This is a genomic window from Erwinia aphidicola, assembly GCF_024169515.1.
In the GTDB taxonomy this organism is placed as follows: Bacteria; Pseudomonadota; Gammaproteobacteria; order Enterobacterales; family Enterobacteriaceae; genus Erwinia; species Erwinia aphidicola.
This window is the reverse complement of the sequence record NZ_JAMKCQ010000001.1, coordinates 2,077,422-2,103,583: the sequence shown is the minus strand read 5'-3', so window position 1 is coordinate 2,103,583 and position 26,162 is coordinate 2,077,422. Positions and strand designations below refer to the sequence as shown.

Sequence of the window (26,162 nt, the reverse complement as noted above, 5' to 3'; positions counted from 1 at the left end):
TTTTTGTGCCATAATGACACGTTTCTTTCTGGCCGTGCCGGGCAGGCATGGTGAGGTTTGTGCTAATCCGGGAATTGTGAATGGATAAGATCGAAGTACGGGGTGCCCGCACCCACAATTTGAAAAACATCAACCTGACCATTCCGCGCGATAAACTGATCGTGGTGACCGGCCTGTCAGGTTCCGGCAAGTCCTCGCTGGCGTTTGATACGCTGTACGCCGAGGGTCAGCGCCGCTACGTTGAATCGCTCTCCGCCTATGCGCGCCAGTTCCTGTCACTGATGGAAAAACCGGACGTTGACCACATTGAGGGGCTCTCTCCGGCGATTTCGATCGAGCAGAAATCTACCTCGCATAACCCGCGTTCCACCGTCGGCACCATCACCGAAATCCATGACTACCTGCGCCTGCTGTTTGCCCGCGTTGGCGAACCGCGCTGTCCGGATCACGACGTCACGCTGGCGGCACAGACCGTCAGCCAGATGGTGGACAACGTGCTGGCGCAGCCGGAAGGCCGCCGCCTGATGCTGCTGGCCCCGATCGTCAAAGATCGCAAAGGTGAGCACAGCAAAACGTTGGAAAACCTCGCCAGCCAGGGCTATATCCGCGCCCGCATCGACGGTGAAGTGTGCGATCTCTCCGATCCGCCAAAGCTGGAACTGCAGAAGAAACACACCATCGAAGTGGTGGTGGACCGCTTTAAGGTACGTGACGATCTCGCGCAGCGCCTGGCAGAGTCGTTTGAAACCGCGCTGGAGCTCTCCGGCGGCACCGCCGTGGTGGCCGATATGGATGACGCCGCCGCTGAAGAGCTGCTGTTCTCGGCCAACTTCGCCTGCCCGATTTGCGGCTACAGCATGAACGAGCTGGAACCCCGCCTGTTCTCCTTCAATAACCCGGCCGGTGCCTGCCCGACCTGTGACGGGCTGGGCGTTCAGCAGTATTTCGACCCGGAGCGCGTGGTGCAGAACCCGGAGCTGTCGCTGGCCGGCGGCGCGATCCGCGGCTGGGACCGCCGCAACTTCTACTATTTCCAGATGCTGCGCTCGCTGGCGGAGCATCTGAAGTTTGATATCGAAGCGCCGTTCAACTCCCTGCCGGAAGAGAGCCGCAAGGTGATCCTGTACGGTTCCGGCAAAGACAATATCGAGTTTAAATACGTCAACGATCGCGGAGACACTTCTGTGCGCCGCCATCCATTCGAGGGCGTGCTGCACAATATCGAGCGCCGTTATAAAGAGACAGAATCGTCTGCGGTACGCGAAGAGCTGGCGAAGTTTATCAGTAACCGCTCCTGCACCAGCTGCCACGGCACCCGTCTGCGCCGTGAAGCGCGCCACGTTTTTGTTGAGAACACCACGCTGCCGACCATCTCAGATATGAGCATCGGCCATGCGATGGCGTTTTTCCAGAATATGAAGCTCAGCGGCCAGCGCGCGCAGATTGCTGAGAAAGTGCTGAAAGAGATCGGCGACCGCCTGAAGTTCCTGGTGAACGTCGGGCTGAACTACCTGTCGATGTCGCGCTCGGCGGAAACGCTCTCCGGCGGCGAGGCGCAGCGTATTCGTCTGGCCAGCCAGATCGGTGCCGGACTGGTCGGCGTGATGTACGTGCTGGATGAGCCGTCTATCGGTCTGCATCAGCGCGACAATGAACGCCTGCTGGAAACGCTGGTTCACCTGCGCAATCTCGGCAATACGGTGATTGTGGTGGAGCATGATGAAGATGCGATTCGCGCTGCTGACCATGTGATCGATATCGGGCCCGGCGCGGGCGTGCACGGCGGGCAGATTGTCGCCGAAGGCACCGTTGACGACATTATGGCTGTAGAAGCGTCGCTGACCGGGCAGTTCCTCAGCGGCAAGCGCGGCATCGCCATTCCTGAGGAGCGGGTGAAGGGCGACCCGGCGAAAGTGCTGAAGCTGACCGGAGCCAGCGGCAACAACCTGAAGGATGTCACCCTGACGCTGCCGGTTGGCCTGTTTACCTGCGTTACCGGCGTGTCCGGCTCCGGTAAATCGACGCTGATCAACGATACCCTGTTCCCGCTGGCCCAGCGCCAGCTGAACGGCGCCACCATTGCCGAAGCCGCGCCTTACCGCAGCATCAGCGGCATGGAGCACTTCGACAAAGTTATCGATATCGATCAAAGCCCGATTGGCCGCACGCCGCGCTCCAACCCGGCAACCTATACCGGTATCTTTACCCCGGTGCGCGAGCTGTTTGCCGGGGTGCCGGAATCACGTACCCGTGGCTACACGCCGGGGCGTTTCAGCTTTAACGTGCGCGGCGGGCGCTGCGAAGCCTGCCAGGGCGACGGCGTGATCAAGGTTGAGATGCACTTCCTGCCGGATATCTACGTGCCGTGCGACCAGTGTAAAGGCAAACGCTATAACCGCGAGACGCTGGAAGTGAAGTACAAGGGCAAGAGCATTCATGAAGTGCTGGAGATGACCATTGAAGAAGCGCGTGAGTTCTTCGATGCGGTGCCGGCGCTGGCGCGTAAGCTGCAAACGCTGATGGACGTTGGCCTGTCGTATATCCGCCTCGGTCAGTCGGCTACCACGCTGTCCGGCGGTGAAGCGCAGCGCGTGAAGCTGGCGCGTGAGCTGTCGAAGCGCGGCACCGGGCAGACGCTGTATATCCTTGATGAGCCGACCACCGGTCTGCACTTCGCCGATATCCAGCAGCTGCTGGAAGTCCTGCACCAGCTGCGCGACCAGGGCAATACCATCGTGGTGATTGAGCACAACCTTGATGTGATCAAAACCGCCGACTGGATTGTCGATCTCGGCCCGGAAGGCGGCAGCGGCGGCGGTGAAATCCTCGTCTCCGGCACGCCGGAAACCGTGGCGCAGTGCGAGCGTTCGCACACCGCGCGCTTCCTGAAACCGCTGTTACAGGGTTAATAACCGACGGGCGAGGCCATGCCTCGCCCCTGGCTTATACCCGCCGCAATCCCGTACGGGTCGGGCATGCCGGCCCCGCTACTGTCAGCCCTGGTTTTCCCCGCGATTTGCTGCACTTTTCTTACAATTACCACAAAATCTTGCAGGATCAGGCAAGACTTAGCGAGTTTTGGATATACCCGTTACGCCGTTGAGTGACTATGCTTAACCTTCACCTTTTTGCGGAGAAGGCCCGCTTTTCCTGCTGCCTGCTCCCGCCATTACGGCCACTGCGCCACATCATCCACAACTGGAGAGACCAATGAATATTACGCATGCTTATGCCGCTCAGGACGCAAAATCTCCGCTGGCTCCGTTTGAATTTAAACCGCGCGAACTGCGTGAACATGATGTGCAGATTGAAGTGCAGTACTGCGGCGTGTGCCACTCTGACCTGCACCAGGCGCGCAATGAATGGCGCAACACGATCTTCCCGGTAGTGCCAGGCCACGAGATTGTTGGCCGCGTGACGGCAGTCGGCGCGCACGGCCATAAATACAAAGTTGGCGATCTGGTCGGCGTAGGCTGTATGGTCGACTCCTGCCGCACCTGCGACAGCTGTAAAGAGGATCTTGAGCAGTACTGCGAAGAGGGTTTCGTCGGCACCTACAACGGTAAAGACCGCACCAGCGGCGATATCACCTACGGCGGTTACTCGACTCAAGTGGTCGTACACGAAGACTTCGTGCTGCGCGTGCCGGAAAATCTTGATCCGGCCGGTGCTGCTCCGCTGCTGTGCGCGGGTATCACCACCTTCTCCCCACTGCATCACTGGGGCGTTGGCCCGGGCAAAAAAGTTGGTATCGTTGGCCTTGGCGGACTGGGTCATATGGGCGTGAAAATTGCTCATGCGATGGGTGCGCACGTTGTGCTCTTCACTACTTCGCCTTCTAAAGTAGAAGACGGTAAGCGCCTGGGCGCCGATGAAGTGGTGATCTCGAAAGATGCCGATCAGATGGCGCAGCACACCAACAGCTTCGACTTCATTCTTAACACCGTTGCTGCTCAGCACGATCTCAACCCGTTTATCAACCTGCTGCGCCGCGATGGCACCATGACGCTGGTTGGCGTGCCGGAGCATGACCATCCGTCAACGCAGGTGGTTAATATGATCTTCAAACGCCGCAGCGTGGCAGGATCGCTGATCGGTGGGATCAAAGAGACGCAGGAGATGCTGGATTTCTGCGGTAAGCACAACATCACTTCCGATATCGAGATGATTAAGATCGATCAGATCAATGAGGCCTACGAGCGTATGCTGAAAAGCGACGTGAAGTACCGTTTCGTGATCGATATCGATTCACTGCGCGCCTCATAATGAAGCGGGTCGGGCATGCCCGACCCCTACGGGTTTCCTGGAGGTCAACACCCGTTATAACTGTTTCTGGATCTGCTGCAGCGATGCATCGACCAGATAATAGATCTGTGAATCTTTAAGCGATCCGTCGAGCAGTACGGTGTTCCAGTGCGACGGATTGAGGTGCGCGCTGGGATGCACATCGCTGTGCTGCTCGCGGATCAACTCCGCCAGCGCCGGGCTGCACTTCAGTGCCACCGCCGGGTGGCCATCAACCTCGTGCACCATGGCAAACATCACATCATCGACCTTAATCTGCGTGGCTTTCCAGTCGCTGTGCACGCTCTGCTGCGCGCCGGGTTTGTTCATGCAGTAGGTGAGCAAATCGGAAACCGTCATAATTAATCATCCCCCTGTAAAGTGGCGACAATGCGCCGCTGCCCGCCGTGAATACGGTGTTCACCAAGATAAATCCCCTGCCAGGTCCCCAGCAGCAGACGCCCGCGGCTGACCGGCAGCATCAGCGAGGTGCCCAGCAGTGAGGACTTGATGTGGGCGGGCATATCGTCGGCCCCTTCGTAATCGTGCTGATACGGCGCATCTTCCGGTACCGTGCGCAGGAAATGCTGCTCCATATCGGCACGGACCGTTGGGTCGCAGTTCTCATTCAGCGTCAGTGAGGCGGAAGTGTGCTGCAATAGCAGGTGCAACAGCCCGGTCTGAACATCCGCTAAGCGGCGCAGCTCTGCGAGGATTTCGTCAGTAACCAGATGAAATCCGCGTGGTTTTTCGTTCAGGGTAAGGGTTTGCTGATACCACATGATACGGCTCCTTAACTTATCGGTTCCGTTAAGTGTGCAGCAAGTGGCGAAAAGGTAAACCTGAAAAGGGAAAAACTGTGGCCGGGCAGCCCCGGCCAGCAGAAATTACATCACGGCGGCGAAGGCTTCCGCTACCTGATGCACGTTGTTGCGGTTGAGACCGGCCATGCAGACGCGGCCGCTGGCGATCAGATAGACACCAAACTCGTTACGCAGACGATCAACCTGTGCAGCGCTCAGGCCGGTGTAGCTGAACATACCGCGCTGCTTGAGCAGGAAGTCGAAGTTCTTGCCCGGCACCGCCTGAGTCAGCGCGTCCACCAGCACCTGGCGCATCTCAATAATACGCAGGCGCATCGCTTCCACTTCCGCCAGCCAGCTCGCCTTCAGCTCAGGGTTATTCAGCACGCAGGAAACCACCTGCGCCCCGAAGTTTGGCGGGCTGGAGTAGTTGCGGCGCACGGTGGCCTTCAGCTGGCCCAGTACGCGGGCGGCTTCTTCGGCGTCATCGCAGACGATTGACAGACCACCAACGCGCTCGCCGTACAGCGAGAAGATTTTTGAGAATGAGTTACTGACCAGCGCTGGCAGGCCCGCTGCGGCGATGCTGCGAATAGCGTAGGCATCTTCCTCCATGCCGCCGCCAAAGCCCTGATAGGCGATGTCGAGGAACGGGATCAGCTCGCGATCTTTCAGCACCCCGGTCACTTCATCCCACTGCGCATTAGTCAGGTCAGCACCGGTTGGGTTGTGACAGCACGGATGCAGCAGCACGATGCTTTGCGCCGGCAGCGTATTGAGTTTTTCCAGCAGCGCATCAAACTTCACGCCGTTGGTTGCCGTGTCGTACCACGGGTAGGTATTTACGGTGAAACCGGCACCGTTGAAGATGGCGATATGATTTTCCCACGTCGGATCGCTGACCCACACCTGCGAATCCGGGAAATAGAACTTCAGGAAGTCGGCACCGACTTTCAGCGCACCGGAACCGCCCAGCGTCTGAATAGTGGCGATGCGGCCCGCTTTCAGTACCGGGTGCTCGGCGCCGAACAGCAAAGGTGCGATGGCGCTGCGGTAAGGCGGCAGGCCTTCCATCGGCAGATAGAGCGAGGCGGCCTGCGGCTGGGCGTGCAGCTGCTCTTCAGCGGCGGCAACAGCCTGCATCTGTGGGATCACACCCTGCTCGTTGTAGTACAGACCAATGCTCAGGTTGACCTTGTGCGGGCGGGCATCCTGCTTGAAGGTTTCCATCAGGGAGAGGATCGGGTCGCCAGCGTAGGCATCAACGTTTTGAAACACGGTGCAAATCTCCATTAAATAATCAATAAATTCAGCGACTCAGACGAAATAGCGGCCAGGGCGATGGTTCATGGCGATAATCAGGTTGAGCACCACGGCTCCGGCAATTGAGGCTGCCAGCATCTCGCGTGAGACCACAAACAGCGAGGCCAGCACCACGCAGGTATCGACCACCATCTGCAATTTTCCGGCACGGATACCGTAACGGTCCTGCAGCCACAGCGCCAGAATATTGATGCCGCCAAGGCTGGCCTTATGGCGAAATAACACTATAAACCCAATTCCCATCACCACGTTACCGAACAGTGTCGCATAAAAGGGATCCAGCGCGGAAAAATGGATAAATAACGGGTGCAGGTGGCTGAAGAGCGACACCAGCGCCACGGCAGAGAAGGTTTTTACAGTGAATGCCCAGCCCATGCGCCTGACCGCCAGCCAGTAGAACGGGATGTTAATCAGAAAGAAAGCGAGGCCAAAAGAGGTTTTGCTCAGGTAACTGATGAGAAAGGCAATGCCTGCAGTGCTGCCGGTTAACGCTCCGGCCTGTTTTAACAGGGTAACGCCAAAGGAGACCATCAGGGTGCCGAGCACGATAGCCAGCACATCTTCCAGCAGGGTATGGGGGATTTTGACAGGGTGTACCACGTTGTCCATCAGATTGATTCTCTGGTGATTATGACTAGGGATATGGCAGAGGGACCGCCAAATTTTAGCAATAACTTAGCAAAAATCGCACCAATCCGGTGGAGGTTCAAACCACCGGATGGTGCCAGCGAATTAACCCATTGAATACAAGGCGCTTTATTGCTCGATTTTGTGCATGAAATAATTAATACAGCATCATTTCACGCACTGAAAGCTGCTTTCCCGCACGGATACCGCATGCATACGGAGTTTTATGCACAATTGCGGTGCGTAACACGCACCATTCTAGCGCAGCAGAGTCTCGCTTACCGACATCAAACCATTCTCCTTCAGACGGTTGAGGACCACTGAGGTTTTCACATGCGCCACGCTCTGATGCCCGGCGACCAGCTGGCTGATTAAAGCACTCAGCCCGGCGAGATCGGCAACCGCGACTTTCAACAGGTAATCGGCATCTCCGGTGGTTTTATAGGCATCAACAATGCCCGCCTGCTCCGCCACCATGCGGTGAAAACTCTCAACGTATTCCGCGGTATGGTTGATCAGACGCACCTCAATCAGGCCGATCATGCCTAAACCCACCGCATCCGGCGACAGCCTGGCGTGGTAGCCGAGGATCAATCCCGCCTGCTCAAGGTTGATGCGGCGGCGGGAACACTGTGAGGCGGAAAGCCCGACGATATCGCTCAGTTCCTGATTGGTCAGGCGGCCGTTTGCTTCCAGTAAAGTCAGTATCTTAAGGTCGAAATCATCAATCTGAGTCATCGTTCGTCCATGCCGGTTGCTGGGTACTGCTTACCGACAGATAACCGCATTTTTTACAGTGTTGTCCAACACTATTTTGTGATGATCCGGAGAGGGTCCGGGTCGGGCATGCCCGCCCCCTACGAGGGAGAGGTGACGTAGGGGTCAGGCATGCCTGACCCGAGGGGATTATTCGTCGTCGTACTGTGGGCCCGCGTAGTTATCGAAGCGTGACCACTGGCCGTTAAAGGTCAGGCGCACGGTGCCGATGGGGCCGTTACGCTGCTTACCCAGAATGATCTCCGCCACCCCTTTCAGGTCGCTGTTTTCGTGATACACCTCATCACGGTAGATAAACATGATCAGGTCGGCATCCTGCTCGATGGAGCCGGATTCACGCAGGTCGGAGTTGACCGGGCGCTTATCGGCACGCTGCTCCAGGGAGCGGTTAAGCTGCGACAGCGCCACCACCGGCACCTGCAGCTCTTTCGCCAGCGCTTTAAGCGAGCGTGAGATCTCGGCGATCTCCAGCGTACGGTTATCGGACAGTGACGGCACGCGCATCAGCTGCAGGTAGTCGATCATGATCATGCTCAGACCGCCGTGCTCGCGGAAGATACGGCGCGCACGCGAGCGGACTTCGGTTGGCGTCAGGCCGGAAGAGTCATCGATAAACATGTTCTTCTTCTCCAGCAGGATGCCCATGGTGCTGGAGATACGCGCCCAGTCCTCATCATCCAGCTGGCCGGTACGAATGCGCGTCTGGTCCACGCGCGACAGCGACGCCAGCATACGCATCATGATCTGCTCGCCGGGCATCTCGAGGCTGAAGATCAGCACCGGTTTATCCTGCAGCATCGCGGCGTTTTCACACAGGTTCATGGCGAAGGTGGTTTTACCCATTGCCGGACGAGCCGCCACGATAATCAGATCCGAGCGCTGCAGACCCGCGGTCTTCTTGTTCAGGTCGTGATAGCCGGTATCGACGCCGGTTACCCCGTCGTGCGGCGTCTGATAGAGCGATTCAATACGCGCAATGGTGGCTTCGAGGATCTGATCGACGCTTTTCGGGCCGTCATCTTTATTGGCGCGGCTTTCGGCGATCTGGAATACGCGGGATTCAGCGAGATCGAGCAGATCCTCGCTGGTACGGCCCTGCGGATCGTAACCCGCGTCGGCGATCTCATTCGCCACCGCAATCATCTCACGTACTACCGCGCGTTCGCGCACGATATCGGCATAAGCGCCAATGTTCGCCGCACTTGGCGTGTTTTTCGACAGCTCGGCCAGATAAGCAAAGCCACCCACCATGCTCAGCTCGCCCTTGGTTTCCATCGACTCGGACAGCGTGATCAGATCGATCGGCTTGCCCTGTTCCAGCAGGTGCTGCATTTCCGCGAAAATCATGCGGTGCGGTCGGCTGAAGAAGTCCTTCGCCACCACGCGCTCGGAGACATTATCCCAGCGTTCGTTATCCAGCATTAAACCGCCCAACACCGACTGTTCTGCTTCCAGCGAGTGCGGCGGCAGCTTCAGACCTTCCATCTGACGGTCACGCGGCTCACGGTTTTCGAAGGATTTGTTGGTGGGTTTATTTCCTGCCATAGTGATGTAATACCAAAAATCTTGTGGGGGGACGCGCAAGTATACTCGTTTGCATAGCCTGCGTCCTCCCCCATTCGCGGCGCAATCCACAGGAGTGATCATGGCAAAACGTATACAAATCAGCCAGCACGGCGCACCCGAAGTGATGCAACTGGTGGACTTCGACCCGGCCGATCCAGGGGCGGGAGAGGTGCAGGTTGAGAATAAAGCGATTGGTATCAACTATATCGATACCTACGTGCGCAGTGGGCTTTACCCTGCCGCGCTGCCGTCCGGTTTAGGCACCGAAGCGGCAGGCGTGGTGACGCGTGTTGGCCCCGGCGTCAGCGAATTGAAGCCGGGTGACCGCGTGGTGTACGCGCAATCCTCCCTCGGTGCCTACAGCGAAGTGCATAACGTGCCGGTAGATAAGCTGGCGCTGCTGCCGGATGCCATCTCCTTTGAGCAGGCTGCTGCCTCCTTCCTCAAAGGGCTGACCGTGCATTACCTGCTGCGCCAGACCTATGTGGTGCAGCCGGATGAGGTATTCCTGTTCCATGCGGCGGCCGGGGGCGTTGGGCTGATTGCCTGCCAGTGGGCGAAAGCGCTGGGTGCGCATTTGATTGGTACGGTCGGCTCAGCGGAGAAGGCGCAGATGGCAAAAGATGCCGGGGCATGGGCCACCATTAATTATCGCGAAGAGAATATTGCCGGGCGGGTCAGCGAGCTGACGCACGGTAAAAAGCTGCGCGTGGTGTATGACTCGGTGGGGAAAGATACCTGGGAAGCCTCGCTCGACTGCCTGCAACGCCGTGGGCTGATGGTGAGCTTCGGCAACTCTTCCGGCCCGGTCACCGGGGTGAATCTGGCGATCCTGAATCAGAAAGGCTCGCTGTACGTTACCCGCCCGTCGCTCAACGGCTATATCACCACGCGTGAGGCGCTGACGCAGGCCAGCAATGAGCTGTTCTCGCTGATTGCCAGTAACGCGATCAGGGTAGATGTGCCACAGGCGCAGAAATTTGCGCTGGCGGATGCGCAAAAGGCGCATCAGACGCTGGAGAGCCGCGGCACCCAGGGGTCGAGCCTGTTGATTCCCTAGATGTTCCAGGGTCAGGGATGCCTGACCCACTCCATCATTCAGGCAAAAAAATGGGGCTCCCTTGCGGAAGCCCCTTTTTGTTTCTTTCTTTTTTATAGTTCGCGCTGGTGTAGGGTCAGCGGCGATGAATACGTGATGATTCAGTTAAACCATCCTGACAGAATTCATAAGTAAAAAATATGTTTAATTGCGATATTCAGCTAAGCAATTTGTCATGATGTGATCCAGCCCGCATTACATTCACAGAAGCAGCAGACTCCTGATTGATATCAGCGAGATAGCCAGGGCTTATCATCCGCTGACGGCTTGCGCAACGCGCGATACAGCCACACGGCAACCACCGCCACCACCAGCCACGGCAACAATTTAATAACAATAGCAAACAGCCCACCCACGAACATCACCACGGTGGCAACCAGCAGCGCCGCGATAATTCCCAGCAGGGAAATACCGGTCAGCAGCAGCATCAGAAAAAAACCGATGACAAACAGGATCTCTAACATAATCACTCGCTCCAGATATTGAACTCCAGGAGAGCTATTACAAGAAGCGTGCCAGAATGGAGAAGAAGTTAACTGATTGATATTCATGAAAGGTATCCACCAGGGGAGGATTTCCCCTGATGAAATTCATCACTATCTGGTGAAGTTTTGACGAACTTAAACTGCGGCAGGGATCTTATCGGCAACCAGCGAGAGCGCCTTCTCGACCACGTCTACGCCCGCGCCCGCTTTGTGCGCGTTTTCGCTGAGGTAACGCCGCCACTGGCGCGCACCCGGGATCCCCTGGAACAGGCCCAACATATGACGGGTAACATGGCCGAGGTAGGTGCCGTTCGCCAGTTCACGTTCAATGTAGGGGTACATTGAACGCACCACGGCAACCGGGTCCACCACCGGCTGACTGCTGCCGAAAATCTGCTGGTCCACCTGCGCCAGCAGGCCAGGGTTCTGATAGGCTTCGCGCCCCATCATTACGCCGTCCAGATGCTGCAGGTGAGTTTGCGCTTCTTCCAGCGTCTTCACGCCGCCGTTAATCGCCAGCGTCAGGTGCGGGAAATCGCGCTTCAGCTGATAAACGCGCGGGTAGTCGAGCGGTGGGATTTCACGGTTCTCTTTCGGGCTGAGGCCGGAAAGCCAGGCTTTACGCGCATGGATGATAAAAGAGTCGCAGCCGCCCTGCTCTGACACCGTGCGGATAAAATCACAGAGAAATTCATAGCTGTCCTGGTCGTCAATGCCGATGCGGGTTTTCACCGTGACCGGAATCGAGACCTTGTCGCGCATCGCTTTAATGCCATCCGCCACCAGCTGGGCTTCACCCATCAGACAGGCACCAAAGCGGCCGTTCTGCACGCGGTCTGACGGGCAGCCCACGTTGAGGTTCACCTCATTGTAGCCGCGCTGTTCCGCCAGCACGGCACACTGCGCCAGCGCAGCGGGATCGCTGCCGCCCAGCTGCAGTGCAACCGGCTGCTCTTCCGGGCTGAATGCCAGATAGTCGCCTTTACCGTGGATGATCGCGCCGGTGGTCACCATTTCGGTGTACAGCAGCGTCTGCCGCGTCAACTGGCGATGGAAGTAACGACAGTGACGATCGGTCCAGTCGAGCATCGGGGCAATGGAAAAGCGGTGTGCAGGTAATTTCTCGGTCATGAAAAGCGCTAACTCTGTATCAGAAGGGGTGACGATATTGTGCACAATGATAGCACGGCGGGGAGTGATCCTGTAGGGGACGACCTTTTTTTCCGGTCGTCCCCTGGTATCAACCCAGCGCGGTGGCGAATTGCTCCTCGCGACTTTCCGGATCGCAGCTATCAGAAATCACCGCGCACAGTGGATGTTTCGGACCTGGCGGAGTTTATTGATAAGCGAAGAAAGGAAGCTAAAGACGAATGGCAAAAGATGCAGTAACAGAGAGGGGTAGCCGAAAGGATACCCCTTTTTTTGTGCCTAAATCCGGCTCAAGCAAACACCAGCTTGTGCAAATGGCTGGTATCAGTCTTTTTCCTGGCTTCATTCAGGCTGAAGTTCGTCTGAATCTTCAGCCAGGTTTCCGGGGTGCTACCAACCACAGCCGCCAATTTCAGCGCCATTTCAGACGTTACCGAAGTTTGCCCTGCCAGCAAACGGCTTGCTGTAGACGGCGCAATGTCCATGGCTTTAGCAAACTGTCGAAGACTAACGTTATTGTCTTGCAAAATCTCTGCGATGATTTCGCCCGGATAGGCAGGGGTTGCCATTCTCATTAGTGATAATCCTCCAAATTGAGAATTTCTGCATCTCCGTCGATAAACCTGAACGTGATGCGCCAGTTCCCGGAGACACTGATTGTCCAGATGTCGGCACGATCGACCTTGAGCTGATGCAGGTCATACCCAGGGAGATTGATAGCATCGATGGTTTCAGCCGCGTCGATTACGGTAAGCCGTGTCTTGATGCGGGACACCCATTTTTGTTCAATCCCGCTACGATCGGCTTTCATGAAAAAATTTTTCAATCCTTTGTGTTTGAAGCTTGCAATCATTGTGGCGTCCGTGTTCCTTAATGTGGAACAGCATACCACGTGTTCCTGAACGTGCAACGCCTGGCGATATTTACATCATCCGTGCAGTTCAGGGCACTGTTTTGGCTACGTAAAACGGGGATCGCGCAGGGGCGAGGCAAGCCTCGCCCGCAGAGGGTCAGAAGGTGAAGTTCAGCTGCGCCACCGCGCCCCAGGTGTTGTCCTTACCCGCCATTCCGGTGAGATCCAGATGCACCTTGTTGTACGGTGAAATACCGAAACCACCGGTGAACACGTTGGTATCGTTCGATTTCATATCGGCGCGGTAGCCGGCGCGCAGCTGCAGCCAGCTCAGCAGACGATATTCTGCACCGACCGAGGCGTACTGGCTGTCCTGCATTGACTTAAAGCGTTTGGTTGGCGTCAGGTCAACATCCAGCGCGGTGGTCAGACGCTCGGTGTGGAACGACACGCCGGAAGTGACCAGCGGGCGGATCTGGTAGGTATCGATGTAACCGTTCACTTCTTTGGTATCGATATCACGCGAAATCAGGTTCTGCCCGCTCAGGCCGAACGTCCAGTTGTCACCGAGATCGGTGGCGACACCGGCGTCAACGTTAAAGCCGGTATTGTTGTTCTTGTAACGACCGTCGGTAAAGTCTGACTTGTCGTAGGTGTATACCGAGGCGCTATAGTTATACAGCGTGGTTTTCTGCAGTTTCGGCGTCACGCCAAACGACACCGGGTGGCCACCAATATCAAATTCATGCGCCATTGCCACGCCAAAATCATAGACGATGGCCCCGCGGCCCAGCCCGACGGAAGTGAGATCCAGCGATGATGGCAAGCCTCCCCCGGCGACCGCGTTCAGGTTGTCGATATCGCTCTGGCTGATTTCACTACTGACTGAGGCTGTTCCGTAGGCTTTGGTCACCAGGGCAAAGGTCAGCACATCATTCGGCACCGTCACGGCAAATGCCGCACCCGCCTGCCCCCAGGCTTTCTCACCGCGAATATCCTCCAGCCGGTTAGCTAAATCGCCCGCTGCGGCCTGGATACGCGGAATATCGGTGGGGAAGACGAAGTTATTCAGCAGGTCACGATAACCGTCGACGGAGTTGGTCAGATCGTCAACTTTATCGATCAGCTTATCGTTGTCACTGATCTGCGCACCGGCCGCAGGCAGGATGATACTGACATTATCCTCCGGCTGCGCTTTGGTCATCAGGGCTGGGTTAGCCAGCACCGCAGATCCGTAGGTTGAAGAGGCCACGCCGGTGCCGCCCATCGCATCGTTGCGGGCGTCGAAATAGTTGCCGGCGGCCATCACGCTGAAAGGCGCCAGAAACAGAGCGGGTAACACCACAGGCCGGGAAACCCCGATCAACTTTTTGAATGTATTAGCCATTTACCCAGAATCCACCATAGAAAATGTAAAAGCGAATGCGAAAACGCGCGCACAACCGTCATACCTGAATGATGAACATACAGGCAGCATTTCATTGCTGTGAATTGAGAGAAAATGAGTGGGCTTTTCAGGTCATTGCCATTTTATTAATCTGTTAACACGCTAACAGTTGAGCATTTTTACACTGTGACTTCGCGGTAAAAACGCATCCAGCCCTATGAAAAAGGTAGACATAAACGCTAAGCGCTGCAAATCAGATTAGTTGTGTTAATCAAAAAAAATCTGGACCCGATCGTTAAGCCGCCACTGATTAAACGTTCTTTATCAGCTTAGCTTATCGGCAATACCAGTCATTTATACAGGGTCGGCAGGTTAAAATGGCAAACTCGGCGTTTTGTGGCAGACGTGATAAAATAACATCCTATCTTGCCTGAGGGGGATCCATGAATATTACCAGTGCAGAAAAAATCCTGACGCAGGCTGAAGTGATTTGCCAGCAGCGTAGCGTGCGTCTGACGCCACAGCGTCTTGAAGTGCTGCGCCTGATGAGCGAACAGAATGGGGCTATCAGCGCCTATGACCTGCTGGACCTGCTGCGCGTCTCTGAACCCCAGGCAAAACCCCCGACCATTTATCGGGCGCTGGACTTCCTGCTGGAGCAGGGTTTTATCCACCGCGTCGAGTCAACCAATAGCTACGTGGTCTGCCACCATTTTGAAGAGCCTTCGCACACCTCAGCGATGTTGATTTGCGATCGCTGCGGTTCAGTAAGCGAGCAGCATGCGGATGGCGTGGAAGATATCTTGAAATCATTGGCCCTGAAGTCAGGTTTTACCCTTGGGCATAGTGTGATTGAAGCGCACGGATTTTGTCAGGAGTGTGGTGAGATTGAAGCCTGCACCCATCAGGATGCGTGCCAGCACGATCATAGCGTGCAGAGCAAAAAGCGCGGGCGTTGATAAATTTTTTGCGGGAATAATTGGGGGATGGCACATTCCATGTGCCTGGGTAGGAGCTAATACTTACTGTCGTTCGTCGCTTACCAGCGATGATCGTTACGGGTTTCCCAGTCTTTAAGCTCTTTTTCGGCCTGATCTTTCTGATAGCCGTAGCGCTCCTGGATTTTGCCGACCAACTGATCGCGTTTACCTTCAACCACGGTCAGGTCGTCATCCGTCAGCTTGCCCCATTGCTCTTTCACTTTACCTTTAAACTGTTTCCAGTTACCGCCGGCTTCGTCTTTATTCATGATGTGTTTCCTCTACCTTGGGTTAAAACAGCTTTTATGGTTAAGAATCCCACTTAGATACCAGTCAAATATCTGGTCAAGTGCTTAACGTAGAGATAATTGTAGTAGAGAAATGGGTTCTCGTTGCGACAACCCCTGACAAAAAAGCCATAAAGCAGAGAAAAACCCTAATACATCATAGAGGTAGCGCAGCGGCGGAAGACGTAAACAAATGTTTCAGTGAGCAAACCAGGTGCCGTTGCGCCAGTGCCTGCGCCAGATAATCCACAGCGTCAGGCCGCGCAGCAGCAGGAACACGGTCATTGCCAGCCACAGCCCATGATTACCCAACCAGGGAACGCTGCACAGGGTTAAGACAAAACCGACCGCGGCTATCGCCATGCCGTTACGCATCTCGCTGGCGCGCGTGGCGCCAATAAACATCCCGTCCAGCAGATAGCATCCCACTCCCGCCAGCGGCATCACAACCTGCCACCAAAGATAGCGATCGGCCAGCTGCTGCAGCGGCTGTAGCGAGGTCAGCAACGCGACTATCTGCTCGCCACACAGCGCATAGAGTAACGAGAAGGCGATGGCTACCACCACCGACTGGCGGCAGGCAGCGTGCCAGACGCTGAGCAGGCGCTGGCTGTTGCTGGCGCCGTAGGCTTCGCCGGAGCAGGCTTCCACCGCATAGGCAAAGCCGTCGAGGGCATAGGCGGTAAACGTCAGGAACATCAGCAGCACTGCATTGACCGCCACCACATCGCTGCCGAGCCGCGCCCCGAAGAGGGTCAGCGAGGCGAAGCAGATTTGCAGCAGCAGCGAGCGCAGCATGATGTCGCGATTAAGTCGCAGCAGGCGCCCCAGGTTTCCGCGCCAGGCATTGAGCAGCAGGCGCAGCGACAGGCCGCGCAGTACCATCACCCGCCAAACCAGCAGCAGCCCGACAATAAAGCTGACGTACTCCGCAATAGCGGTGGCCGCCGCCGCGCCCTGCACGCCCCACCCCAGGCCGATAACGAACCACAGGTCGAGCAGAATATTCACCAGGTTACCGACCACCAGCAGGATCACCGGCGCACGCGCATACTGCACGCCCAGCAGCCAGCCGAGCAGCACCAGGTTAGCCAGCGTTGCCGGGGCGCTGAGCCAGCGGATCTGCATAAACAGCGCCGCCTGGTGCAGCACCGCCTCGCTGCCGCCGGTCAGACTGAGCGCCAGCTGAGTGAGCGGCGTTTTCAGGATGATGAACAGCAGCCCGGCGAGCAGTGCCAGCAGCAGCGGCTGCATTAGCGCGCGCGCCAGCGCAGGTTTGTCCTGCGCGCCAAATGCCTGCGCGGTCAGCCCGGTGGTGCTCATACGCAGGAACAGCAGCAGCATAAACAGGAAGCTGGTAACGGTAGTACCGACCGCAACGCCGCCCAGGTAAACCGGGCTATCGAGATGGCCAATCACGGCGGTATCCACCAGGCCTAGCAGCGGCACGGTGATATTGGAGAGGATCATCGGCAGCGCCAGCCGCCAGAGGTGTTTATCAGCTGTAGTGAGGAGTCGCATGGTGCGTTACCAGGATTTCACAGGGGTCGGTATCTGGATTTAGTCGGGGTCGGTCATGACCGACCCGCTTAGAGGGAGTAACTGCTACAGCCAGTTGCCGTTGCGGATCACGCCGACGGCCAGACCTTCGATGGTCAGCGTCTGGTTACGCAGGTCAACCACGATAGGCTGGAATTCCGGGTTTTCCGGCAGCAGATGCACGGTGTTACCCTGGCGCTTCAGGCGCTTCACGGTCACTTCATCATCAATACGGGCAACCACCACCTGGCCGTTACGCACATCTTCAGTTTTATGTACCGCCAGCAGGTCACCATCCATAATGCCGATATCTCTCATCGACATTCCGCTGACGCGCAGCAGGAAATCGGCGCCCGGTTTAAACAGGTCAGGGTCCACTTTGTAGTGGCCTTCGATATGTTGCTCAGCAAGCAGCGGTTCACCTGCGGCAACGCGACCAATCAGCGGAAGACCGTCTTCTTCTTCCATCATCAGGCGGATACCGCGTGAAGCGCCTGAAACAATCTCAATCACGCCTTTACGCGCCAACGCTTTGAGGTGTTCTTCAGCGGCATTCGGGGAACGGAAACCGAGCTGCGTAGCAATCTCTGCCCGTGTCGGCGGCATGCCGGTCTGGTTAATGTGGTCGCGAATCAGGTCGTAAACCTGCTGCTGCCTTGCCGTTAGTGCTTTCATCCCGCCCCCTGGTTGTTTATACAGTCGACTGTGAGTATATACAGGTATTTGCGCGATGAAAACCTAAAGTTGGTCAAAATTCAGTTTGTTGCAAATTTTGGAAAACTCATCGCAAATGCGGCACTAACAGCATGATCCAGACAAAAACAGCCAGTAAAATCGTCAGCAATACGGCTGCCGAACCCATGTCTTTCGCCCGGCCTGCCAGCGGGTGAATTTCACTGCCGATGCGGTCGACGACCGCTTCGACGGCGCTATTGAGCACCTCAACGATAATCACCAGCACCACGGAGCCGACCAGCAGGACACGAGTGATGGCGTCCACGTCGAGCCACAGAGCAACAACAATGGCAACAATAGCGGCGATAGCCTCCTGACGAAATGCCGCTTCATGCTGCCATGCCGCGCGTAAACCTTTCCAGGAATAGCCCGCAGCTTTTATAATCCGAGTCAATCCGGTGACGTTATTTGCCATAATCAGGGAACCCTTTACGATGTTGAACGTCAATGTCTGGGTGGCGCACATTTTGCAACACCACAGAATCTGTTGGCGCTTTCTGGTATGCTTGCGGCGCTTTGCTAACAAGAGGCTTCATGTTGTCTATGTCAGGTTGGCGTAATTTATATTATAACTTATTGAATCTACCAGTTAAATTCCTGGTAAAAAGCAAGGCGATCCCCGCTGAGCCGGTTGCCGAGCTCGGGCTGGATACGTCGCGCCCTATTATGTATGTACTGCCTTATGATTCAAAGGCCGATCTCCTTGCACTGCGAGAGCAGTGCCGCAAGCAGGATCTCCCCGATCCGCTGGAACCGCTGGAGATAGACGGGGCCGTTTTGCCACGTCATGTGTTTATCCATGATGGCCCACGCGTATTCCCCTATTTCGTGCCGAACCTTGAGTCAGTCAAGCTGTTCCATGAATATCTCGACCTGCACCGCAGCCATCCGGAACTGGATGTGCAGATGGTGCCGGTATCGGTGATGTTCGGGCGCTCGCCGGGCCGCGAGGTTCAGGGCGATGCACAGCCGCATCTGCGGATGCTGAACGGCATTCAGAAATTCTTTGCGGTGCTGTGGCTGGGCCGCGACAGCTTTGTGCGCTTCTCGCCGATGGTCTCTTTACGCCATATGGCCACCGAGCACGGCACCGACAAGATTATTGCCCAGAAGCTGGCCCGCGTGGCGCGGATGCACTTTGCCCGCCAGCGTCTGGCTGCCGTCGGGCCACGCCTGCCGGTGCGTCAGGACCTGTTCAATAAGCTGCTGCAGTCGAAAGCTATCGCCAAGGCGGTGGAGGATGAAGCGCGCAGTAAGAAAATTTCCCATGAGAAAGCCCAGCAGAACGCCGTTGAGCTGATGGAAGAGATTGCTGCCGACTTCTCCTACGAGGCGATTCGCCTCACCGACCGTATTATGGGCTGGACCTGGAGCAAGCTGTATCAGGGTATCAACGTTAATGGCGGCGAGCGCGTGCGCCAGCTGGCGCAGGACGGGCATGAAATTGTTTACGTCCCCTGCCATCGCAGCCATATGGACTACCTGCTGCTCTCTTACGTACTGTATCACCAGGGTCTGGTGCCGCCGCATATCGCTGCCGGTATCAACCTGAACTTCTGGCCAGCCGGTCCGATCTTCCGCCGCCTGGGTGCGTTCTTTATTCGCCGCACCTTCAAGGGCAACAAGCTCTACTCCACGGTGTTCCGCGAATATCTCGGCGAGCTGTTTACCCGCGGCTATTCGGTGGAGTATTTCGTTGAGGGGGGCCGTTCACGTACCGGTCGCCTGCTCGACCCGAAAACCGGCACGCTGTCGATGACCATTCAGGCGATGCTGCGCGGCGGTAATCGCCCAATCACCCTGGTGCCCATCTACATCGGTTACGAGCACGTGATGGAAGTGGGTACTTACGCCAAAGAGCTGCGCGGGGCGACGAAAGAGAAAGAGGGCTTTATGTCGATGGTGCGCGGGCTGCGTAAGCTGCGCAACCTCGGTCAGGGCTACGTCAACTTCGGTGAGCCGCTGCCGCTGATCTCCTACCTTAACCAGCAGGTGCCGGAGTGGCGTGACGCGATCGACCCTATTGAAGCCCAGCGCCCGGCGTGGCTGACCCCGGCCGTCAACGATATCGCCCAGAAAGTGATGGTGCGCATCAACAACGCCGGTGCCGCTAATGCCATGAACCTGTGCGTCACCGCGCTGCTGGCCTCGCGCCAGCGTTCGATGACGCGTGAACAGCTGACTGAACAGCTCGACTGCTATACCCAACTGCTGCGCAACGTGCCCTATTCGCCGGACTCCACCGTGCCGGATATGACGCCGGAAGCGCTGCTGGAACATGCGCTGAGCATGAATAAGTTCGAGCTGGAGCAGGACAGCATCGGTGAGATTGTCATTCTGCCGCGCGAGCAGGCGGTGCTGATGACCTATTACCGCAACAACATTCATCACATGCTGGTCCTGCCGTCGCTGATTGCTGCGATTCTGATGCAGCACCGCGAGATCGACCGCGCCGGGCTGCTGCGCCAGGTGAGCGTGGTTTATCCGATGCTGAAGGCCGAGCTGTTCCTGCGCTGGGATATTGCAGAGCTGCCTGCGGTGCTGGATGCGCTGATCGCGGAGATGGCGCGCCAGGGGCTGCTGAATGCCGATGAAAGCACGCTGCGCCTGAGCCCGGGTCGTTTCCGCACGCTGCAGCTGCTGGCGGCTGGCGTCCGTGAAACCCTGCAGCGTTACGCGATTACCTTCTCTATCCTCAGCGCTAACCCGGCAATCAACCGCGGTACGCTGGAGAAAGAGAGCCGCACCATGGCCCAGCGCCTGTCGGTGCTGCACGGGATTAACGCGCCGGAGTTCTTTGATAAAGCGGTGTTTACTTCACTGGTGCTGACGCTGCGTGATGAGGGCTATATCAGTGATTCTGGCGACGCCCAGGTCGAGCGCACGCAGCAGGTTTATCAGCTGCTGGCCGAGCTGATTACTCAGGAAGTCCGGATGACGATTGAGAGCGCGGTCGCGCCCGACTGAGGACAGGATCTACGGGCCGATCGACACAAAAGATCGGCCCCTATAATTCACGGCACCCGATCCCGGTAAGGGTCGACCTTTTTTTGCGGTCGACCCTTTTTTATTGCGTTGGAAACTTGGTGCCTGCGGGACGGGCATGCCCGTCCCCTACGGATGCGTTACCGGTTTTCTGTAGGGGTCGGGCATGCTCATGCCCTGCGGGTGCGTTACCGGTTTTCTGTAGGGGTCGGGCATGCCCGACCCGCTACTGCCAGATGCCCAGCACCACGCCGACGAACAGCGTGAAGCCTACCCAGTTATTATTGAGAAACGCCTTGAAGCACAGCTCGCGCTGGCGATTGGCGGTCAGCTTCTGTTGATAAACAAACAACCCCGCCGCCACCAGCATCGACCAGTAGAAGGCACTGCCCAGCCCGCTACGCATGCCAACCAGCGCCAGCAGGCCCAGCGCCGCCAGCTGCAGCACGCCGTTAATCAAATTGTCGAAGCGCCCAAACAGGATTGCCGTCGATTTCACGCCGATCTTCAGGTCGTCATCGCGGTCGACCATCGCATACTGCGTGTCGTAGGCCACGGTCCAGCAGATATTGGCGAGGAACAGCAGCCAGCAGTTCAGCGGCACGCTGCCGCTCACTGCCGCCCAGCCCATCGGGATCGACCAGCCAAACGCCGCACCGAGCACCACCTGCGGCAGATGGGTATGGCGCTTCATAAACGGGTACATCCACGCCAGCGCCAGGCCACCAAATGACAGCCAGATAGTCAGGCGGTTCATGGTCAGCACCAGCGCAAAGGAGATGAGCACCAGCACGGTAAACAGCACTTTAGCCTCTTTACTGCTGACCGCGCCGCTCGGCAGCGGGCGCCCGCGCGTGCGCTTAACGTGGCCGTCGATTTTACGGTCGGCAAAGTCATTCACCACGCAGCCCGCGGCGCGCATAAAGAATACGCCCAGCACGAACACCAGCAGCACATTGAGTGGCGGCATCTGCATGCCGGACAGCCACAGCGCCCACAGCGTTGGCCACAGCAGCAGCAGCGAGCCAATCGGTTTATCGATGCGCATCAGGCGGCTATATGCCGACAGCTTACTCATTGGCAACGTTCTCTCCATGCTACTTGGCCTCCAGGCTGGCGTAGAGCGGTGAAGGCGGTAAAAACAGTTCGGTTAACAGCAGCGGTTTGCCCGCCAGGCGCAGGCGCGAGCGCCGCCCCCACAGTTCAGCACTGTGGCCAACGTCAATAAAATCGCGCGTCAGGGTCGAGGTGGCAAACAGATAGCGCCCGAGCGGGACAGTGCCGAGCTGCTGGAGCTTTTGCTCCGGGCCGTTGAGGGTCGATTCCGGCACCAGGGTGCGCGCCACCAGCCACGGCACGCCATCGCCACACAGCTCGATTTCCCGCAGCCAGTATTGAGACTCATCGGGCAGCAGCGCCGCATCCTCTCCCGCTTCCTCAGCGCCAACAAACCCTTCACGCAGCAGGTTAACCGTCACGCACTGGCAGTGACGCTCAAAGCGGCGGGTCATGGAATCAACTTCCATCAGCCAGTCGAGCAGGGGGGCGGTTAGCAGGGGTGATGAGTTCGGTAGCCAGTTGATCGCGCGCAACAGCGACAGCGCGTTATCAGCCATAACACTTCTCCGTAAAACTTTTGATGCCTGAGTGTATCGCACACCCCGGGGGCAAACCTATTAAAGCGCGGTAAAAGTGAGGAATTTTGTCAGGAAAAAGCGTGAAAAAAAGTGCGCCCGATAACGCAGCGCACCAGTCATCCCGCCACAACAGCAGTGCGGGGTTTCACGCCGTCCCCCGCTATGGGCTTGCAGCCCATAGCGGGGCAGAGCTTAGCCCTTGCCTTTCACACTGCTGATAAAGGTTTTGCGCGCTGAGGTGGAGCCTAAACGCTCAGCCTCATTCATCAGGCGCAGGGCTTTGTCGATATCGCCCGCTTTCGCCGCCTGGCGGATGCCCTGGTTGAAGTAGCTTTCGGTATCGCTGAGCATCGGTTCGCCTTTGGCTGCAGGCGCTGACGCCGCCGGAGCCGGAGCGCTGGCGGGTGCGCTGCCGCCAACCACCACCGGCTGCGGTTCAGGCTGGTTAAACACCTGGCCTATCATAATGTTGCCGCTACCCTGCTCCGCCTTAACCTTTAGCTTGATCAGGCCATCGCTGACGTGAGTCGCCACCGGATCGGGGATTGACGGCACCGCATTACCCACCCCTTCCGCGTAGGCTTTTGCTGGATTTTTCAGCTGGGTGGTGGTGGTCAGATCCTGACGGGTGGTGTAGATCAGCAGATAGATCTGCTTCTGGCCCAGCGCCGGGGTGAGCTTCAGCGTTCCCTCCAGCCTGTCCATCGACACCACGCCAGGTTTTTCATACGGGAAGTAGCTACCGGGATAGAAGGCCGCCGGGCGTTTCTGCTCATCCAGCACCAGCACGTTCGGCACGTATACGCGCTTGTCTTTCACCACGCTGGTGAGGGTAATCTCCAGCGAGCCGCGATCGGCGGGCAGCGTCACGGCGGCAACCGGGCCGGTGATTTCGCCCTGGTTAAGCGACTGCGACGAGGCGTTCAGCTGGATATCGTTCGAGACAGGCGGCGTCATCGGCAGCCAGGAGAGGCGCTGAAGCGCGTCCGCCGGGATGCTCGGTGCCACCGCCACGTTAGTCGGAGAAGTGAAGGTTTCCGCCTGCGACAGCGGGGCTGCACCGAGGCCAAGCGCGGCGATCAGGCAGAGAGACAGCAGATTTTTTTTCATTTTAGGTTCCTCAAACGGACAACCCCGATGCCGCCAGGCAATGCAACATCGGGGTAAAACATGCGGTCAGGCAGGGGTTACCACCAGGCTTCCATCTGCACGCCGAAGGTGACTTCGTCATCGTTTCCGCGGCTGAAGGTTTTGGCGCTGGTATCGTTGTAGGCGGTGCCGGAGGTGAAGCCGGTATCGTCCGCCGTGGCGTAGCCCCACTTCTCATCCCACTTGGCGTAAGTTGCGAACAGGCGGATTGCCGGGCGCGACCAGATGCTGTCACCGGCCTGCCACTGCTGGGCAAGGGTCACTTTATACTGGCTGTTGCGATCGCCGGTTTCCTGCGACTTGACGTTGTCATAGCCGAGCTCCAGCAGGGTGCTCATGATTGGCGTCCATTTGTACATCGGGCGCACGCCGGCGGTGTACCAGGTGGTGCCGTTCTGGTTGTCGCGGTCCACATCCTGGAACATCGCCACGTACATCAGGCCCCATTTGTCATTGAAGTCGAGCGCGCCATGGTCGATTAAGCGCATCATTTTGCCGTTGTTATCAATGCTGGAACCTTCGGTACGGCCGTTACGCTGGGAGGTCAGCGCATCGGTCGCGTACTGCACGACAAACTTGTTGTAGCCGTTGTAGATAGTCTGGGTATGTTCTGCGGTCAGCATCCAGCCATCTTTGGTGGCGCCGTCGGCCAGCGAGTAGCCGTCCTGCACGTTAGCACGACCGTAGTCGACGCCGAACTCCAGCACGCCGCCCGGGTTAGTATTCAGCTCGGCAAGCCGCACGTCGAAGGTGTCGTTAATGGTCGGCACCTGGTTCTGCTGGTTATCGATGAAGCCGTAAGAGCCGCCTGCTTCGCCGTTACGCGTCACTGCCATCGACAGTTTACCGAAGCCGAGATCGACGTTTTCCAGACCGGCACCCGGCCCGGAGATGTCCCAGTAGTAGAAGTCGATCATATGGACGTCATGACGCTGATAGAAGCGTTTACCCGCCCACAGGGTAGAGCCTGGCAGCCACTCGATCAGGTTTTTACCCTGCACGTTCACTTCACGAAAGCCGGGATCGACGCTTTCGAAATCTGAACGCTGAGACACGGCATAGGCCAGGTTGGTGTCGAAGTAGAAGCTCTTATCGCCCTCTTTCCACAGCTCCTGCCCGAGTTTTAATTCGGCGTAGGTTTCACATTCGTTACCCAGACGGTATTTGCTGTTGGCCCCGGTCGCCTGGAAGCACTGCTGCTCGCCGCCGCTGCCGGTCCAGCCGATGCCTGAACGCGCATAGCCTTTAAAATCTACCGCCGCTGCCTGGCCGGAGATGGCCATCGCAATGGCCACTGCCAGAGGATATTTCAGCTTAATCATTCTGTTTGACTCCTGTTATCACTGCTTTTGCTGGAGTGCTTCAACACCCGGTTCCTGATGCAGCCGGCGACAGGCACGACCATCTTCGCGAAACAGATGGCAACGCTGGGGCGGCAGGCCGATGGCGTAATGGGCACCTTCTTCTACCAGCACCACGTCGTTCTGGCGGTAAACCAGGTTCTGACGCAGCGCGGGGATCTGGATATGGATCTGGGTTTCGTGGCCGAGCTGTTCGACCACCTGCACCACACCGGCGAGCGTGACGTCGGCGACCTCGCTCGGCAGCAGGTGCTCGGGGCGAATGCCAAGCGACATATTGCTGCCGGGCTGCACGCCGTCACTGGAGACGGGTAGCCAGATCTGTTGGCGATTCGGCAGCTCAACCTGCACCTGATCGATGGCGGTGGCGGTCACTTTGACCGGCAGGAAGTTCATCTTCGGCGAGCCGATAAACCCGGCAACGAAGCGGTTGGCGGGATAGTGGTACAGCTCGAGCGGTTTACCGATCTGGGCAATGCGACCGCCCTCCAGCACCACGATTTTGTCGGCCAGCGTCATCGCTTCTACCTGGTCGTGAGTGACGTAAATCATGGTGCGCTGTAAGCGCTTATGCAGGCGGGAGATCTCAATGCGCATCTGCACGCGCAGCGCAGCATCGAGGTTTGACAAGGGTTCATCCAGCAGGAATACCTGCGGCTCTGCCACCAGCGTGCGGCCGATTGCCACGCGCTGACGCTGGCCGCCGGAGAGCGCTTTCGGCTGGCGTTCCAGCAGGTGCGCCAGCTGCAGCACTTCGGCGACCTGGTTCACCCGCTGCTGGATTTGCGCTTTCGGCACCCCGGCCAGCTTCAGGCCGAAGGACATGTTTTCCGCCACGGTCAGATGGGGATAGAGCGCGTATGACTGGAACACCATGCCGACGCCGCGCCCGGCGGGCGGCACTTCATTCATGCGGCGCTCGCCAATCAGCAGCTCGCCGGAGGTGATCTCCTCCAGCCCGGCAATCATCCGCAGCAGCGTTGACTTGCCGCAGCCCGAAGGACCGACAAACACCACGAATTCCCCTTCGGCAATCGTCAGGTCAATCGCATCTGATACCACCACGTCACCCCATGCTTTGGTGACATTATTCAGCACCACGCTGGCCATCTGCCTCTCCCTTCCACGCTGTTCGA

Annotated in this window: 25 protein-coding genes; 5 read left to right on the top strand and 20 right to left on the bottom strand. The window is 57.5% G+C overall.

The window, feature by feature from the left end:
* Window positions 1-80 precede the first annotated feature (80 nt).
* Window positions 81-2,909: an excinuclease ABC subunit UvrA gene (gene uvrA / locus J2Y91_RS09725; protein WP_048917559.1), complete on the top strand. Its 2,829-nt coding sequence runs from the start codon at window positions 81-83 to the stop codon at window positions 2,907-2,909.
* A 301-nt stretch (window positions 2,910-3,210) separates the two neighbouring features.
* Window positions 3,211-4,266, top strand: coding sequence for an NAD(P)-dependent alcohol dehydrogenase (locus J2Y91_RS09720; protein ID WP_133624967.1), 1,056 nt, complete (start codon window positions 3,211-3,213; stop codon window positions 4,264-4,266).
* A 54-nt stretch (window positions 4,267-4,320) separates the two neighbouring features.
* Here J2Y91_RS09720 and J2Y91_RS09715 read toward each other — a convergent pair whose 3' ends face one another.
* The 6 genes from J2Y91_RS09715 to dnaB form a co-directional block, all read right to left on the bottom strand.
* Window positions 4,321-4,644 (bottom strand): MmcQ/YjbR family DNA-binding protein, encoded by a 324-nt coding sequence (locus tag J2Y91_RS09715; RefSeq protein ID WP_253538047.1) that lies wholly within the window; start codon window positions 4,642-4,644, stop codon window positions 4,321-4,323.
* 2 nt (window positions 4,645-4,646) lie between these two features.
* Window positions 4,647-5,066 (bottom strand): secondary thiamine-phosphate synthase enzyme YjbQ, encoded by a 420-nt coding sequence (locus tag J2Y91_RS09710; protein ID WP_048917562.1) that lies wholly within the window; start codon window positions 5,064-5,066, stop codon window positions 4,647-4,649.
* A gap of 105 nt (window positions 5,067-5,171) precedes the next feature.
* A complete protein-coding gene (locus J2Y91_RS09705) occupies window positions 5,172-6,365 on the bottom strand; it encodes an amino acid aminotransferase (protein WP_253538044.1) in 1,194 nt (397 codons plus the stop codon).
* A 39-nt stretch (window positions 6,366-6,404) separates the two neighbouring features.
* Window positions 6,405-7,019, bottom strand: a complete 615-nt coding sequence (locus J2Y91_RS09700; RefSeq protein ID WP_048917564.1) for a YitT family protein — start codon at window positions 7,017-7,019, stop codon at window positions 6,405-6,407.
* Between the two features lie 276 nt (window positions 7,020-7,295).
* Entirely contained in the window at window positions 7,296-7,775 is a 480-nt protein-coding gene (locus J2Y91_RS09695; RefSeq protein ID WP_048917565.1) for an Lrp/AsnC family transcriptional regulator, read from the bottom strand.
* Window positions 7,776-7,943: 168 nt separating this feature from the next.
* Window positions 7,944-9,359 (bottom strand): replicative DNA helicase, encoded by a 1,416-nt coding sequence (dnaB, locus tag J2Y91_RS09690; RefSeq protein WP_048917566.1) that lies wholly within the window; start codon window positions 9,357-9,359, stop codon window positions 7,944-7,946.
* A gap of 100 nt (window positions 9,360-9,459) precedes the next feature.
* Between dnaB and J2Y91_RS09685 the strand changes: the two genes are divergently transcribed.
* Window positions 9,460-10,440, top strand: a complete 981-nt coding sequence (locus J2Y91_RS09685; protein ID WP_253538042.1) for a quinone oxidoreductase — start codon at window positions 9,460-9,462, stop codon at window positions 10,438-10,440.
* 269 nt (window positions 10,441-10,709) lie between these two features.
* Here the strand turns inward: J2Y91_RS09685 and pspG are convergent, their stop codons facing one another.
* The 5 genes from pspG to J2Y91_RS09660 form a co-directional block, all read right to left on the bottom strand.
* Window positions 10,710-10,943: an envelope stress response protein PspG gene (gene pspG, locus J2Y91_RS09680; protein WP_048917568.1), complete on the bottom strand. Its 234-nt coding sequence runs from the start codon at window positions 10,941-10,943 to the stop codon at window positions 10,710-10,712.
* A gap of 156 nt (window positions 10,944-11,099) precedes the next feature.
* Window positions 11,100-12,095 carry a tRNA dihydrouridine(20/20a) synthase DusA gene (dusA, locus tag J2Y91_RS09675; protein WP_048917569.1) on the bottom strand — a complete coding sequence of 332 codons (996 nt, stop codon included), beginning with the start codon at window positions 12,093-12,095 and terminating at the stop codon, window positions 11,100-11,102.
* A gap of 308 nt (window positions 12,096-12,403) precedes the next feature.
* Window positions 12,404-12,688, bottom strand: coding sequence for a HigA family addiction module antitoxin (locus J2Y91_RS09670; RefSeq protein WP_253538040.1), 285 nt, complete (start codon window positions 12,686-12,688; stop codon window positions 12,404-12,406).
* Window positions 12,688-12,966, bottom strand: a complete 279-nt coding sequence (locus tag J2Y91_RS09665) for a type II toxin-antitoxin system RelE/ParE family toxin (RefSeq protein ID WP_253538037.1) — start codon at window positions 12,964-12,966, stop codon at window positions 12,688-12,690. The genes J2Y91_RS09670 and J2Y91_RS09665 overlap by 1 nt, the downstream gene beginning before the upstream one ends.
* A gap of 157 nt (window positions 12,967-13,123) precedes the next feature.
* Window positions 13,124-14,353, bottom strand: coding sequence for a conjugal transfer protein TraF (locus tag J2Y91_RS09660; protein WP_253538034.1), 1,230 nt, complete (start codon window positions 14,351-14,353; stop codon window positions 13,124-13,126).
* Between the two features lie 443 nt (window positions 14,354-14,796).
* Here J2Y91_RS09660 and zur point away from each other — a divergent pair, with 443 nt between their 5' ends.
* A complete protein-coding gene (gene zur / locus J2Y91_RS09655) occupies window positions 14,797-15,312 on the top strand; it encodes a zinc uptake transcriptional repressor Zur (protein WP_048917571.1) in 516 nt (171 codons plus the stop codon).
* An 80-nt stretch (window positions 15,313-15,392) separates the two neighbouring features.
* On the opposite strand, the gene J2Y91_RS09650 is transcribed toward zur, so the two are convergent.
* From J2Y91_RS09650 to J2Y91_RS09635, 4 genes are all read right to left on the bottom strand, one after another.
* Entirely contained in the window at window positions 15,393-15,602 is a 210-nt protein-coding gene (locus J2Y91_RS09650; protein ID WP_048917572.1) for a CsbD family protein, read from the bottom strand.
* Between the two features lie 216 nt (window positions 15,603-15,818).
* Window positions 15,819-17,141: an MATE family efflux transporter DinF gene (dinF, locus tag J2Y91_RS09645; RefSeq protein ID WP_253538031.1), complete on the bottom strand. Its 1,323-nt coding sequence runs from the start codon at window positions 17,139-17,141 to the stop codon at window positions 15,819-15,821.
* A gap of 84 nt (window positions 17,142-17,225) precedes the next feature.
* Window positions 17,226-17,834: a transcriptional repressor LexA gene (lexA, locus tag J2Y91_RS09640; protein ID WP_048917574.1), complete on the bottom strand. Its 609-nt coding sequence runs from the start codon at window positions 17,832-17,834 to the stop codon at window positions 17,226-17,228.
* Between the two features lie 106 nt (window positions 17,835-17,940).
* Entirely contained in the window at window positions 17,941-18,309 is a 369-nt protein-coding gene (locus tag J2Y91_RS09635) for a diacylglycerol kinase (RefSeq protein WP_048917592.1), read from the bottom strand.
* A gap of 128 nt (window positions 18,310-18,437) precedes the next feature.
* On the opposite strand from J2Y91_RS09635, the gene plsB reads away from it, so the two are divergent.
* On the top strand, window positions 18,438-20,861 hold the full coding sequence (plsB, locus tag J2Y91_RS09630; protein WP_253539489.1) for a glycerol-3-phosphate 1-O-acyltransferase PlsB: 2,424 nt from the start codon (window positions 18,438-18,440) through the stop codon (window positions 20,859-20,861).
* Window positions 20,862-21,105: 244 nt separating this feature from the next.
* Here plsB and ubiA read toward each other — a convergent pair whose 3' ends face one another.
* The 5 genes from ubiA to malK all read right to left on the bottom strand — a co-directional run bounded on the left by ubiA (window position 21,106) and on the right by malK (window position 26,136).
* Window positions 21,106-21,975: a 4-hydroxybenzoate octaprenyltransferase gene (gene ubiA / locus J2Y91_RS09625; RefSeq protein WP_253538028.1), complete on the bottom strand. Its 870-nt coding sequence runs from the start codon at window positions 21,973-21,975 to the stop codon at window positions 21,106-21,108.
* A gap of 1 nt (window position 21,976) precedes the next feature.
* Complete coding sequence (gene ubiC / locus J2Y91_RS09620; RefSeq protein WP_048917577.1) at window positions 21,977-22,495, bottom strand: chorismate lyase; 519 nt, start codon at window positions 22,493-22,495, stop codon at window positions 21,977-21,979.
* 213 nt (window positions 22,496-22,708) lie between these two features.
* Window positions 22,709-23,626, bottom strand: coding sequence for a maltose operon protein MalM (malM, locus tag J2Y91_RS09615; RefSeq protein WP_099754521.1), 918 nt, complete (start codon window positions 23,624-23,626; stop codon window positions 22,709-22,711).
* A 77-nt stretch (window positions 23,627-23,703) separates the two neighbouring features.
* Window positions 23,704-24,987, bottom strand: coding sequence for a maltoporin (locus tag J2Y91_RS09610; protein WP_048917579.1), 1,284 nt, complete (start codon window positions 24,985-24,987; stop codon window positions 23,704-23,706).
* A gap of 18 nt (window positions 24,988-25,005) precedes the next feature.
* Window positions 25,006-26,136 (bottom strand): maltose/maltodextrin ABC transporter ATP-binding protein MalK, encoded by a 1,131-nt coding sequence (malK, locus tag J2Y91_RS09605; RefSeq protein ID WP_253539485.1) that lies wholly within the window; start codon window positions 26,134-26,136, stop codon window positions 25,006-25,008.
* Window positions 26,137-26,162: the final 26 nt, after the last annotated feature.